General features: G+C 67.4%; 9 protein-coding genes and 1 pseudogene. 5 read left to right on the top strand and 5 right to left on the bottom strand.

The annotated features are described in order from the left end of the window. The first annotated feature begins 9 nt into the window (after window positions 1-9). Together ACFYWI_RS04810 and ACFYWI_RS04815 are read left to right on the top strand one after the other, a co-directional pair. Window positions 10-144, top strand: coding sequence for a hypothetical protein (locus tag ACFYWI_RS04810; protein WP_389225137.1), 135 nt, complete (start codon window positions 10-12; stop codon window positions 142-144). Beyond that, a complete protein-coding gene (locus ACFYWI_RS04815; protein ID WP_389225139.1) occupies window positions 141-695 on the top strand; it encodes a hypothetical protein in 555 nt (184 codons plus the stop codon). The genes ACFYWI_RS04810 and ACFYWI_RS04815 overlap by 4 nt, the downstream gene beginning before the upstream one ends. Before the next feature lie 523 nt (window positions 696-1,218). On the opposite strand, the gene ACFYWI_RS04820 is transcribed toward ACFYWI_RS04815, so the two are convergent. From ACFYWI_RS04820 to ACFYWI_RS04835, 4 genes are all read right to left on the bottom strand, one after another. Further along, the gene (locus ACFYWI_RS04820) at window positions 1,219-2,052 is read right to left on the bottom strand and encodes a hypothetical protein (RefSeq protein WP_389225141.1); all 834 of its coding nucleotides are present in this window, start codon (window positions 2,050-2,052) and stop codon (window positions 1,219-1,221) included. Between the two features lie 1,001 nt (window positions 2,053-3,053). After that, window positions 3,054-7,814 carry a putative T7SS-secreted protein gene (locus ACFYWI_RS04825; protein WP_389225143.1) on the bottom strand — a complete coding sequence of 1,587 codons (4,761 nt, stop codon included), beginning with the start codon at window positions 7,812-7,814 and terminating at the stop codon, window positions 3,054-3,056. After that, entirely contained in the window at window positions 7,814-8,461 is a 648-nt protein-coding gene (locus tag ACFYWI_RS04830) for a hypothetical protein (RefSeq protein WP_389225145.1), read from the bottom strand. The genes ACFYWI_RS04825 and ACFYWI_RS04830 overlap by 1 nt, the downstream gene beginning before the upstream one ends. Further along, complete coding sequence (locus tag ACFYWI_RS04835) at window positions 8,458-8,961, bottom strand: SseB family protein (RefSeq protein ID WP_389225147.1); 504 nt, start codon at window positions 8,959-8,961, stop codon at window positions 8,458-8,460. Before ACFYWI_RS04835 ends, ACFYWI_RS04830 begins: the two co-directional genes overlap by 4 nt. A 152-nt stretch (window positions 8,962-9,113) precedes the next feature. Between ACFYWI_RS04835 and ACFYWI_RS04840 the strand changes: the two are divergent. Next, window positions 9,114-9,572 (top strand): annotated as a pseudogene (locus ACFYWI_RS04840) (GNAT family N-acetyltransferase); the annotation flags it as partial. Between the two features lie 81 nt (window positions 9,573-9,653). On the opposite strand, the gene ACFYWI_RS04845 reads toward ACFYWI_RS04840, so the two are convergent. Beyond that, a complete protein-coding gene (locus ACFYWI_RS04845; RefSeq protein WP_389225149.1) occupies window positions 9,654-10,532 on the bottom strand; it encodes an alpha/beta hydrolase in 879 nt (292 codons plus the stop codon). A gap of 103 nt (window positions 10,533-10,635) precedes the next feature. On the opposite strand from ACFYWI_RS04845, the gene ACFYWI_RS04850 reads away from it, so the two are divergent. Beyond that, entirely contained in the window at window positions 10,636-11,790 is a 1,155-nt protein-coding gene (locus ACFYWI_RS04850; RefSeq protein WP_389225151.1) for an adenosine deaminase, read from the top strand. A gap of 136 nt (window positions 11,791-11,926) precedes the next feature. After that, complete coding sequence (locus ACFYWI_RS04855; protein WP_389225153.1) at window positions 11,927-12,283, top strand: ATP-binding protein; 357 nt, start codon at window positions 11,927-11,929, stop codon at window positions 12,281-12,283. Window positions 12,284-12,289: the final 6 nt, after the last annotated feature.

A 12,289-nucleotide genomic window follows, 5' to 3' on the forward strand; every position in this document is an offset into this window, starting at 1 on the left:
GGTTTTGGCATGACCACCGCGCTCCGCCTCGAGAAGATGACCCTCGACACCTCCGACGCCGTGATCGGCCTGAAGGTCCGCCCCGACCAGCAGCACCTGGTCGCGCCGATCGTGAACTCCCTCGCCGAGGCGTACGTAAGTTGACCCCGTACTCCTTGGCGTTCTACGTGGACGTCGTCACCACCGGCACCGTGCTCGGAGTGGGCCCCACGGACTCTCCCGATCGCGTTTCCGAGGTCTTCGGGTCGGACTTCGGTGAGAACACCTTCGGCGACCACAGCATGTACCGTGACTACGGCCTGGCCGAGTTCTTCTGGGACCGCGGTTCCGCCGGCCACCCCTGGTCAGGACACCACTTCACCTTGCAGGTGCACAGGCTCGCCTACGGGGGCCGGACGCTCGCCAACGAGGCGCTCCGCGCCCGGTACGGGCGGTTCACTCCCAGGCTCCGGTTCGAGAAGCTGCAGCGCCTACTGCAGCGGCGCGGCGTCCCTCTGCTGGAGATCCCGGAATGCCCGGCGAACGCACCGTATTACCGCACGTTCCGGCAGCCCGAATCCCAGGTGGCCGTTGCCGTCATCGGCGCCTGCGGGGAGTACGCCACACCGGACAAACTGAGGGTCGGCGACGTGTACAGCATCCAGGCTCCGGTGAACGCCGTCGAAGTGGAGTGGCGGAGGGCGCGGGTCGGGTAGTACCGGGACCGGCTGCGGCCGGCATATCAATTCGCGCAGCTTCCTGGAGCCCTGCCCGATCACGCACGCTGAGTCACGAGAGCAGGACCCGTTTCCAAAGGAGTTGGAAGCCGGCTCGGCTGAATATCCGGTGCTTGAGCATCTTGATGCGGTTGACGTGTCCTTCAGCGACGCCTGAGCTCCGGGGCAGGCTCAGCCCGGCGATGACGGCGTCCTGGTCTGCGAGTGGAGGCTGAGGTCGTCTCGCCTGACGGCGTCGATCCATTGCGGGCAGACGTTCGCCTTGGCGCTTGGTGAGCAACTGCGCCAAGGACCGAACGTGGCCGGTGAGACGTCCAGTTCAGGGCAGCGGCCCAGGACGGCTTTGAGTTCTGGCGGGAAGCGACCCCACCTTGACACAGCTCGCCTTGGACGCCGAGACCGGCAGCGGACTGCTCCTGGTCGCCGCTGGCGGCGAGGTGGGGCGTGTCCGACCGCCCGATCGGCAAGACGACCTGGGCGGAACTGGCATCGCCTCCGCCGGTCAGCCGATCGGCTGTCGGACCTCGTCGCGCACCTGCAGGACCTGGTCCGCGGTTGCGTTGAGATCGACGGAGTCGGGGTCCTGCTTTGCGGACGCGGGGGTGAGGAAGGCGACGTAAGCGGCCGTGTTGTCGTCGCCCCAGGCGCATACGGGGACGGTAGAGGTCCCGTCCTTGTCCGTGGACAGCATGACGGTGCACGACATGTCGACGTCCGAGCCGTGCGGCCTGATGGTCTTCGGGGGTTTGGGCTCTTCCATTCCCTCCCCCTTCCTCATCCCGTTCAGCAGGCTGTCCCGTGCCTGATCGGGATCGTTGAACTGCCCGTACACGCCGGCAAGGACGACTCCGCGCGGAGCGTCAACCGCGGTACCGGTGTACGAGCCGAGGACCGTCTTCACATTGCGGGAGTCGGGCCCAACTCCGTAGCCCTCCCGCTTGAACTCGGCGTCGGCGTCGGCCGACCCGTCCTTGATCAGCTTGTACTCGTCGGCGAGGAGTGTCTTCGGAACCGTGAGCCGGTGCGTGGCCTCGGGGAAGGTCTGGGCGGGGCGCCCGGAGTCGCTGTCGAGGTTGCCGATGTAGATCAGGGCGAGCACACATGCCACTGACCCGAAGGCGATGCTCAGGGTCAGCCCGGTCCGATTCTTCTTCGGCGGCGGCCCCATGGGCGGCTGCCCCCACCCTCCCGGCCCTGGCTGCCCCGGGTAGCCCTGCTGCGGGAAGGGCGGGTACGCCTGCTGCCCGTAGGGGCCGGGCTGTGGGGGGCCGTACGGGCCGGGGGCCTGCGGCGGTCCATAGGGGCCGGGCGCCTGGTAGGGGGGTGGCATGGTCATGGCTACACGTTAGATGAGCCGCGCGGAGGGTGATGACGGGGGCTGGGGCCACCTGGGACGTCCGGCCACCTCAGAGGCGCATCGTCTTGCCAGGCCGGCGCAACTGCTGCCGGACCGGCTGGGTTGGTTGTGCGAGGTCACCCACAACTGCACGTGCGGTGACTTCGGAACACGTTCCGAAGTACGGTCCGGGCAGGCTGACGCTCACTGTCACGTTCTCCGAGCTCTCGTAGAATTCGAAGAGTGTCGCGCAGACGCTCGACAAGGCCCAGCGTCTGCACATCACACGCCGGGACGGCGAGGACATGTATCACGACGACTGTCCACGACCGGGCGCGTGAGGAGACCGCGGACATCACCTCACGCCTCTTCGCCGCACTGATCGGCTCCGACGGCGGAGCGAACCGTCGCCAGGCGCCCGCGCAGCCGGTGTTGCCGCCTTCGTCCTGCAACTCGTCGACGCGACACGGGACGCGTCCCACGTGGTGGCTGCTGAGCGTGTGAGCGGACCAGTGGGCTGCTGATCCATGGGGCGTCCCCCCGCGTGGCTTTCGACGGCGACCCTGCGCGGCCTGGTTGCTTCCTTCCATCGTGCCGGAAGCTGCTGCCGGATCGACCGGACTGCTGCCTACCGGGCCGCGCCGACTCCGGAAATCCTGGACCTCCGGGAAGTGCTTCGCCGTGCGACCCGGCTCCTTGGTCATTCCTCGATGGTGGATTCGTCGGGACTTTCGGAAACGATGATGTCCCCTGCGTTCAGAGATCCGGGTGAATCACCTGATACATGGATTCGTGCAGCGTGGGGTGGGCCGAAGACGTCTACAAAAACTTCCGGGTACCGTTCGATCTTATCCAGAGTGAAATGCAGTGCCTGAGCTTCTGGGAGGGCGCTTTCGTCAAGCGTGTAGGTTTGTCCGATCCGTGCGATGCCGCCTACGCATCGTACGATCAAAATCCCTCCACGGTCGCTCGCCTCTTGAACGCTCTGGATTTGCAGCTGACTAGCCTCTTGCATATTTATAAGCCTCCGCGACGAATTGGGATACCTGATCTGGTGTCAGCTTGGGGATGTCCCAACCCAGTTGGTCGCTTATATTCTGGTAGCTGTGCAGCTTCGGTATGTTAATCCCCATTTGGTCCAGGATATCCTTTGCCACACCAGAGGGGATGGTAACGCTGGCCCGCTTGGCGAGTTCTGATGCGTGGAGTCCCACCCCCACCTCTGCCTCGGCGGGAATGAACCCTCGCTCCAGCGGCACTCCGTCGAGGGCGCTGCGTGGAATGAGCTGCACCACGGCGTCCCCGAACCGTTCGGAGTGTCGGGCGAACGTAGTCGCAACGCCGGGGTCCGTGGACGTGGGCGTATAACCGGACTTCTCAATATTGGGGCTGGCGCTGAATCCCTCCGTTGTCCCTCGGAAAAGGTGCTCCTCTTCAGGGCATCCGAACAGCCCGAATGGATCTATCTCCGAGTGAGGGTTGGGTACATAAGTTACGGCGTTCGAAGCGGCTGCCAGGCCGAGCGGGTCGGACGTGAGGTAGCGGCCGGTCTCAGGGTCGTAATAGCGGTGGAGGTTGTAGTGGAGCCCGGTTTCCGGGTCGAAACGCTGACCTGGAAAGCGCAACGGGGTGTGGGCGGTACTTGATGCTGCCCATGTCGTGGTGCCCCAGAGTGTGGTGCGGGTGCTCCATGCGATGTCGCCCGTCTCATCGACGAGCTCACGCGGAGTACCGATCACGTCGGTGACGATGGAGAAGAAGCGTTCGTCGATCGTCTCCTGCGCAGTGGTGGGCGCGAGGATGCGTTCGGTCTGGGTAAGAGGGCGGAGACCGTGATGATCCCATGTAACAGCGACAGGCTTGGGGAGAGACGCGCTTTCGGTGGTCTCCTCGCAGAGGGTTACGCCGTCCCACGTGAAGATGACCTTTTCGACAACGGCCCGGCCGTCGCGGGCGAGGCGCTGCTTGGCGGTTCGGCGGCCCAGTGCGTCGTACTCGTAGCGCCAGACGGTGCCGTCCGGTGTGGTCACCGACCGCATACGGTTCTCGGCATCCCATTCGTAGCGCCAGGTGTCGGGTTTGCGTGACAGACGTGACTTCTGGCGGAGAGTGATGCGGCCGAGTGCGTCGTGTTCGTAGCGGACGTTGCCGGCTCGGGTGATAGTCGTTCCGGAATAGGTCCGGGGCCCGTTGGCCTCCTGGCCTGGGTGGGAGTCGGGCCAGGAGGCGTCGGTCTGGTTGCCCGCCTCGTCGTAGGCGTAGCGTTCCGTCCAGCCTGCCGCCTGGACGGCGGTGACTCGGCCGGCCGGGTCGAGGTCGAATGTGCGGGGACCGGTGAGTTGGTCGTCGACTTTGATGAGATTGCCGTCGGCGCGGTAGGTGTAGTCGCGGCGCTGAATGATGCTGCCGCCGCTCGCGACCTGTTGGCTGGTGAGGCGGCCGAGCGCGTCGTATGCGGTGGCCAGAGTGACCCCGCCGCCGATATGGCGGGCTACCTCCTGGCCTGCGGCGTCATGTTCGAAGGTGAGGGTGCGGCCGGAGGTGGTGAGAGAAACGCGGTGACCCACCGCATCGTAGGCCCAGGTACTGACTGCGCCTGTCGGCGTGGTGCGGCCCGTACGGCGGCCGAGCTTGTCGTACTCGTAACTGACGGTCCGGCCGTTGACGGTCTCGGACTTGAGACGACCGAACCTGTCGCGAAGGTAGGTGATCGTGGCGTCCGAGTTGACAGCCTCCGCAAGCTGGTCCGTGAAGTCGAAGGTGTAGGTGGTGACCGCTCCGGCGGCGTCTTTACGGGTGACGCGGTCCAGTTCGTCGCGTTCGTAACGGATGGTCTGGCCGAGAGCGTCGGTGCGGGAGGCGAGCCTGCCTGCGGCGTCCCGGCTGTAGGTGATGGTGCGGTTGTCGAAGTCGGTCTCGGATATGAGGTGGCCGGCGGCGTCGTATTCGTAGTTCCAGGTGAGGCCCTGAGGATTGAGGACCTGGATGAGGCGCAGTTCGTGATCGTGGGTGAATTCGTAGCGCACACCGTCGGGGCCGGTGCGGGCGCTCATGAGGTCGAAGCGGGTGTACTCGAAGCGGGAAACCGCACCCATTGCGTCGGTGTGGGTCAGGCAGTTGCCCTCTCCGTCGTACGTCCAGGACCTTTCGGTGCCGTCCGCCTCGATGCGGCGGGCGAGCCTGCCCTCGGGGGTCCACTCCAGGTGGGTGCTGTTGCCGAGCGGATCGGTGAGGGTGATCGGGCGACCGAATGCGTCACGTGTGGTGCGGGTGACTGCGCCGAGCGGGTCGGTGATCTCGACCGGCAGGCCGGCTGCGTTGGTGTGGATGCAGGTGGTGTTGCCGAGTGGGTCGGTGACCGCGGTGAGATGGCCCGATGCGTTGTGGGTGTAGCGGGTGACGGCTCCGGTCGGGTCTGTGGCCGCGATGCAGTTGCCGCGCTCGTCGTAGTCCTGGTGGATGCTCGTCCGGTCCGGGTTGGTGATGCGTACCGGAAGCCCGAGATCGTTGTAGTCGGCGGACATGTCCCGCCCGTCCGGACGAATGATGCTGATCGGTCTGCCGGACTCGTCGTACGCGAAGCGGGTCTCGCGGCCGAGCGAGTCGGTGCGGGAGCGCAGCCGGTTGTAACGGTCGCGATCGAACCGAGTGACCGCGCCGAGCGGATCGATCTCCTTGACGATCTGGTGGGCGTCGTTGACCACATAACGGTGGACGGCGCCGCTGCCGCTGGTGGCCGTCGTGACGCGCAGACCGGTCTCGGAGTCGATGTCGCCGTACGCGAGCCGTAGCGCCATATGGCCTTCGGCGCCGCCCTCGGCTATGCAGCGGTCGCGTTCGTCGTAGACGTACTCGTAGCGGCTGCCGTTGGTATCGGTCCATGACGTGATGCGACCGCGTTCGTCGTAGGCGAACTGGAGGGGCATCCCCGAGGAGTTGATGACCTCGGTGAGGTGGCCGTCGGTGTAGCCGTAGCGCAGGATCTCCTGATCGGAGCCGTCCGGCGCCCCGCCCCTGAGATGCAGGGCGGTGATCCGGCCCTCGCGCGTGGTGAGCTTCAGGTGGTAGCCGCCGCTGTGCACGATCGACGTCGGGGCATCGGACTGGTCGTACTCGAAGGTGATCCAGTTGCCGTTGCGGTCGTCGATCTGGACGAGCAGTGCAAGGTCGTCGTGGCGTGTGGTGAAGTGCCACACGCGGCCCGCGTCCGGATCGGTGACCGTGTAGTCGCCATTCAGGTCCCGGTCCAGGGGCCGACGTGGGCCGTGGCTCGGCAGGACCGGAACGCCTGGGGCCGGATGAGGGTAGGACAGCAACAGGCCGTCCTCGCCCACGAACACCACGCCTTGCGAGTCGATCTCCAGACGCTGGTCGGCCGTGGACGCCCAGGAGGGGCCGAACCAGCGGCCGGCCCGGTAGTCCGACGCCGCCCGACGACGGAACACGAGCGGCAGGGTGCCGGGCAGGGCGATGTCCGTCTGCGGCAGGTACATCGCGCCGGTGGCCAGGTCGATCGGGTCCGACGGATCGTCCTCCGCCGCCCGCTCGGTCCGGGAGGGGTCGGCAGGATCCCGGACGCCGTTACGCCCGGGCCCGTCGGGAGCGTCCGGGGTCTTGAGGCCGCCACGCATGCCGGCACGGAGTCCCCCCCGAACAAGGCCGGCACCCTTGCTGCCGATCAGCTCAGGGATCAGTCGGCCGATGAACTCGGAGGGGTCGCCCTTTGCCGCCTCCCACGCGTTCTTCAGAGCGCGGTCGGGGTTGGCGGCGGTGGAGACGAGGCCGGCGAGCGTCATGTTGACGTTCTTGTAGTACTCGGCCGGGTGGGTCAGGTTGTAGGCGTCCATCGGGTTGACCGCGCGGACGAAGTTGACGATGCCTGCGGTCCCTTTGACGACACCGCCCAGGAGGTGGGTACCTTCGACGCCCGTGGCCATGCTCCAGTCCGCGAGTTCCAGTTTGAGTTTCTCGCGGCCGGTGGGTTCCTTCGGTGCGTGGGCCATTGCCGCGGTGACCGCCGTCTTTGCGGTGTCGGCTGCCTCGTTGCGGTGGCGGCGGGCCTCGTTGAGGATCTCCTGTGCCCGCGCCCGTTGGGCCTTGCCCGGGTCTTCGCCGGGCTCGGGCTTGGTCAGCGGCTTGTCGCTGTCGCGCGCGGCCTCGTAGGCGGCCATGTCCTTCTTGAAAGCCGCTTCCGCGCTCTTGCTCGACGCGTCGCCCGCCTTGTACAACGCGATCGCTTCCCGCGCCTTGCCCTGCGCGGTGGTGATGGCGGTGGAGTAGGTTTCCAGTGCCTTGGCGGCGGCTTCGAAGGCGTCGGCCGCGTGCAGCCAGTCGGTGGGCAGGGTCTGGAACTTCTCCCGGAAGGTGTTGGCGGCCTCACCCTTCCAGTTGCTGGAGTCGAGCTTCTTCATTCCGGCGCCGACCAGGTCGAAAGCCTTCTGGAAGTCGCGGAGATTCTTCACCGAGTCGGCGATCTTTGTCGGGTTGCCGTGGATCAGCTCATTCGGCTCCTCGGTCTGTCCGAGCTGCTGTTCACCGACCTCGGCGCCGAGCGAGGAGGCGGTCCGGTCGCCCCAGTCCGTGACAACGTCGGCGGCCCCCTTGTAGCCGCGGTCCTCCAGGTACTCGCCGGCTCGGTCCGTCGCGTAGTTGACGCCCCTGCCGGCGAGCTCCTTGCCCTTGTCTATCCCCTCGTCGACAACGTCGACGACCTTGTCGGTGGCCTTGCCGGCAAGGTCACCAATGATTCCGAAATCCGACATCAGCGACTCTCCCCCCAACGCGGCTCCTCAGCCTGCGCAACCGTCGCCTCGTCCGGCTCGAACGTCTCGCGGAACTCCGCATCCATCAGCTCACGCTGCTTCGGATCGATCACACCCGAGCGCTCCAGCGAGTCCATCTGCGCGTCCATGACGTCGTAGCTGGTGTTCTTCCAGGTCTGCTTGACCTCTTCGTGGGCCTGGAGCATCGACTCGGCGCTGTAGTCGGGGTTGTCCCAGGCGTGCTGGGTGCTGATCTTGTCCCAGCTCAGCTGTTTGACCTCGTCCTCGCTCAGATGCGGGTTCCCATTGACGGAGTTGACGCCGATCTTGATCGAGTCCTTGACGTACCGTTCCTGCTCGGCGTACGAACCCGCCGACAGGCCCACGCCCTGCGCGAAGATGTTGCCCTTCAGGGTCAGGGCCCGCACGCCCCACTCCCAGCGCTCACAGAACGTCGTGAACTCATCCGTCAGCCCCCCGTGGCCCAACTCCAGCCCCGACAGCGCCAGATCCGAGAAGCCCCGCCCCGTCGACGCCGTGCCGATCATGCCGAGCTCCTTCAGCTCGGCATGCGCCAGGTTGATCCCCTTCGCGATGTCCGCCAGCGCCGACGGCGGCGCCTGCAGGTCAGGTTCGTTCCCGCTCACTGCGTCTCCCCGAGATCAACCGCCACCGCATCGGGCACGATGCCCGCAACCGGCGGGAACAACATGCCCTCGTCGCTGCCCGCGTCCAGCGCAACGCCCGCCGGCCCCGGCAGCATCGGCACCATCACATCCAGCAGACGTGCACCCAGAATCGTCCGGTACGTCCACTCCCGCTGGGCGTCGCCCTGTGCCCGTGCGAAGGTGGCCAGCGCCTCCTCGTCGGAGAACGCACAGATCCACCGCACCCCGTTCTGCTCCGCGGTCCACAGACTCCCGAACGCGTCGAACGGCACCAGCACAGCGCTGCGCCGGAATTCGCCCAGCAACACCGCAAACTCCCGGCGAGCAACGGTCAGCTGCTCATCCACCGAAGCAGCGTGTGCTCTCGCCGTGCCACCCGAACCGGTCTCCTGCGAGGGATGATCCGGTGGTCCATCGACCAAGTCGGCAAGTCTGGAACGCTGTTCGGGCCCTGATGTTTCATCCCCGTGATCGGCCATGGTCGGTATGCTGCCCGATCACGTTTCCGTCAGCAACTGACTGAAACGGTCAAGCTTGGTCATAAGTGGTGTGCATCTCCCCACGGTTGACCGCTCGGGTCAGGCCAGTGCCCCGTGGAAATCCGCTTGATCCACCGGCTTACGGTTCTTGCATGACCACCGCGCTCCGCCTTGAGAAGATCACCCCCGACACCTTCGACGCCGCGATCGGCCTGAAGGTCCGCTCCGACCAGGAGCACCTGGTCGCGCCGGTCGTGAAGTCCCTCGCCGAGGCCTATGTGCACCCCGGTACGGCCTGGCCCCGCCTCATTCTCGACGGCGACCGGCTCGTCGGGTTTCTCATGGCCTTCTTCGACATCGACTTCGCCGGCGACGGTACCGGCATACGCTCCGGCCTCTGGCGTCTCAACATCGCGGCCCGGGAGCAGGGGCGCGGATACGGCCGTTTCGCCGTCGAGTCCGTGGCCGCCGAGATCCGCCGACGCGGTGGCACATGCCTCACCACCACCTGGCACCCGGGTGAGGGCGGTCCGGAAGGCTTCTATCTGGGGCTCGGGTTCCGGCTGACGGGAGAGATGAGCGGGGACCAGACGGTGGGGGAGCTGGAGTTGGATCAGATCTTGACCGGTCGGGTGTCGGACGTCGGACGCCGGACCCCGAAGTCGCCGATTACGCCACCCGACAGACACGCCTCAGTGACGCAGTGAGCGCCCGAATCCCGCCGCCAGCGGCATCCGCAGCCCCAGTGGAGGCGGCGCCGCCAGTGCGTCCGCGACCGGGCGCGCGTAGGAGCGGGTGAACAGGGAGCCTAGGACGAAGTCCGTGGCCAGGGCCAGGACCTCGTCCTGGTGCTGGCGCAGCGCGTGGCCGTCGGAGTGGACCTCGAAGCGGCAGATGTCGCGATGGGACTTCTTGGCGCGCTCCGCGAGCCGGTAGGACAGCTCCGGATCCGTACGCGCGTCGTTCGTGCCGTGGACTATCAGCACCTGTCTGCCCAGCAGCTGTCCCACCGGCTCCGGCGGCGCGGCCAGGTCGTCCTCCGGCAGCCAGGGGGCCAGCGCCAGCACGGAGTTGACGGCCGGGTGGCCGGCGGCGTGCAGGGCGGCGCGGCCGCCCATGCCATGGCCGGCCAGGCATACGGGGACGTCCCCGTATCTTCGTACGACCTCCTCCACCGCCCAGGTCGTGTCCGCGGCCGGGTGCGCCTGGGCGCCGTTCCAGCCGCGCAGCCGGTAGTGGACCGAGTGCACCAGCAGTCCCTCGGCCCGGCCCGCCCGCGCCAGCGCGCGGCCGAGCGGCAGCACCGCCGCGTACGAACGGACGCTGGTCAGCGCCGACGGGCGGCGTGCGGAGCTGGGCTCGCCGTCCGGCAGGAGCAGTACCACCCCGCTGACCGCGGTGTCCTTGCCGCCTCGTGCGCCGGGGCGCCCCGGCACCCGGCCCAGGCGGGGCTGCCCCGGCGTCCGGCTTCCGCGCGCCCCCCGGGCGGCTGTCGTCGTGCGAGGGGTGTCAGGATCTCCGGCTGTCCCGGCCGGACGCCCCCAGAGCAGCGGCAGTGCGTGGTGTGCCATGGCCCAACAGTCTCAGAAGTGCAGATGTACTCCACCCGTACGCACGGTCACCGTTACATATCGACATGGCGCGCTCTACGCGCGTAGGGGCTAGAGTGCGCAGATGACGAGCCAGACCCTCAATTCGCCCACCACGGACCAGATCCGCCGTGCCCCGAAGGTGCTGCTCCACGACCACCTCGACGGCGGCCTGCGTCCGGGCACGATCATCGAACTCGCCCGTGACGCGGGCTATGAACTGCTTCCCGAGACCGAGCCCGACAAACTCGGTATCTGGTTCCGCGAGGCCGCCGACTCCGGATCGCTCGAGCGCTATCTGGAGACCTTTGCGCATACCTGCGCCGTCATGCAGACCCGTGAGTCCCTCGTCCGCGTGGCCGCCGAGTGCGCCCAGGACCTAGCCGAGGACGGCGTCGTCTACGCGGAGGTCCGGTACGCCCCCGAGCAGCACCTGGAGGCCGGGCTGACCCTCGAGCAGGTCGTCGAGGCGGTCAACGCGGGCTTCCGGGAAGGCGAGCGACGGGCCCGTGAGAGCGGCCACCGGATCCGCGTCGGCGCCATGCTGACCGCGATGCGGCACGCCGCGCGCGCCCTGGAGATCGCCGAGCTGGCCAACCGCTACCGCGACACCGGCGTCGTCGGCTTCGACATCGCGGGCGCGGAGGCGGGCTACCCGCCCACCCGCCACCTCGATGCCTTCGAGTACCTCAAGCGCGAGAACAACCACTTCACCATCCACGCGGGGGAGGGCTTCGGGCTGCCGTCGATCTGGCAGGCGCTCCAGTGGTGCGGCGCCGACCGGCTCGGGCACGGTGTGCGGATCATCGACGACATCGAGGTCGCCGACGACGGCACCGTGAAGCTGGGGCGGCTCGCCGCGTATGTGCGGGACAAGCGCATCCCGCTGGAGATGTGCCCGACCTCCAACCTGCAGACCGGTGCCGCGGCCTCGTACGCCGAGCACCCCATCGGCCTGCTGCGCAAACTGCACTTCAGGGCCACGGTCAACACCGACAACCGGCTGATGAGCGGTACCAGCATGTCGCGTGAGTTCGAGCTGCTGACCGAGACGTTCGGATACACGCTCGACGACATGCAGTGGTTCACCGTCAATGCCATGAAGTCGGCGTTCATTCCTTTCGATGAACGCCTGGCGATGATCAACGAGGTGATCAAGCCCGGCTATGCCGAGCTGAGGTCCGAATGGCTGTTCAGGCAGACCGCCACGACCGGCAATCCCGGGCAGGGGGAGAGCTGACCAGCGTCTGCAATGCGCCTACACCGAAGCAGCCGGGAGCGTCAACTTCCGGCTGCTTCGTGGTGTTTGCGGCAGGTGTGCGACGCTGACTAGCTTGCAGAGCCGCTCATATCCCCGTCCCAAGGACGCATCCCTGATGAAGCAGTCTGCTGCCAAGACCCTCGGTGTCGCCGCTCTCGGCGCCGCCTTCGCCGCTGCCGCCGCCGGCACCTCCTGTGCCGCCGCACTGCCCCAACTCCCCGTCGCCGCGGGCGCGCTGGACACCGTCACGCACGCCGCCCCGGTTCCGGACGCTCTCGGCAAGCTCCCGGCGGGTGCGCCCACCTCCCTGGCCCAGGGGAAGACCGCGCTCGCCGACGCCACCGCGTCGGTGCCCGCCGCCGTTCAGCAGGCCGCGAAGAAGGGGCTGCCCACGGGCGGCGCGGCCAAGCCGGCCACCGGCCTGCTCGGCGGCCTGCCGATCGGCGGCGGCCTGGTGCCCGGCATGAGCTGACGTACC

Origin of the sequence: Streptomyces sp. NPDC002889 (assembly GCF_042888425.1) — a bacterium.
Taxonomy (GTDB): Bacteria; Actinomycetota; Actinomycetes; order Streptomycetales; family Streptomycetaceae; genus Streptomyces.

What these genes read in the sequence shown, in the direction of transcription:
- ACFYWI_RS04810 (WP_389225137.1), top strand. Translation starts at nt 10, where the DNA reads ATGACCACCGCGCTCCGCCTCGAGAAGATGACCCTCGACACCTCCGAC.
- ACFYWI_RS04820 (WP_389225141.1), bottom strand. Translation starts at nt 2,052, where the DNA reads ATGACCATGCCACCCCCCTACCAGGCGCCCGGCCCCTATGGACCGCCG.
- ACFYWI_RS04825 (WP_389225143.1), bottom strand. Translation starts at nt 7,814, where the DNA reads ATGTCGGATTTCGGAATCATTGGTGACCTTGCCGGCAAGGCCACCGAC.
- ACFYWI_RS04835 (WP_389225147.1), bottom strand. Translation starts at nt 8,961, where the DNA reads ATGGCCGATCACGGGGATGAAACATCAGGGCCCGAACAGCGTTCCAGA.
- ACFYWI_RS04845 (WP_389225149.1), bottom strand. Translation starts at nt 10,532, where the DNA reads ATGGCACACCACGCACTGCCGCTGCTCTGGGGGCGTCCGGCCGGGACA.
- ACFYWI_RS04850 (WP_389225151.1), top strand. Translation starts at nt 10,636, where the DNA reads ATGACGAGCCAGACCCTCAATTCGCCCACCACGGACCAGATCCGCCGT.
- ACFYWI_RS04855 (WP_389225153.1), top strand. Translation starts at nt 11,927, where the DNA reads ATGAAGCAGTCTGCTGCCAAGACCCTCGGTGTCGCCGCTCTCGGCGCC.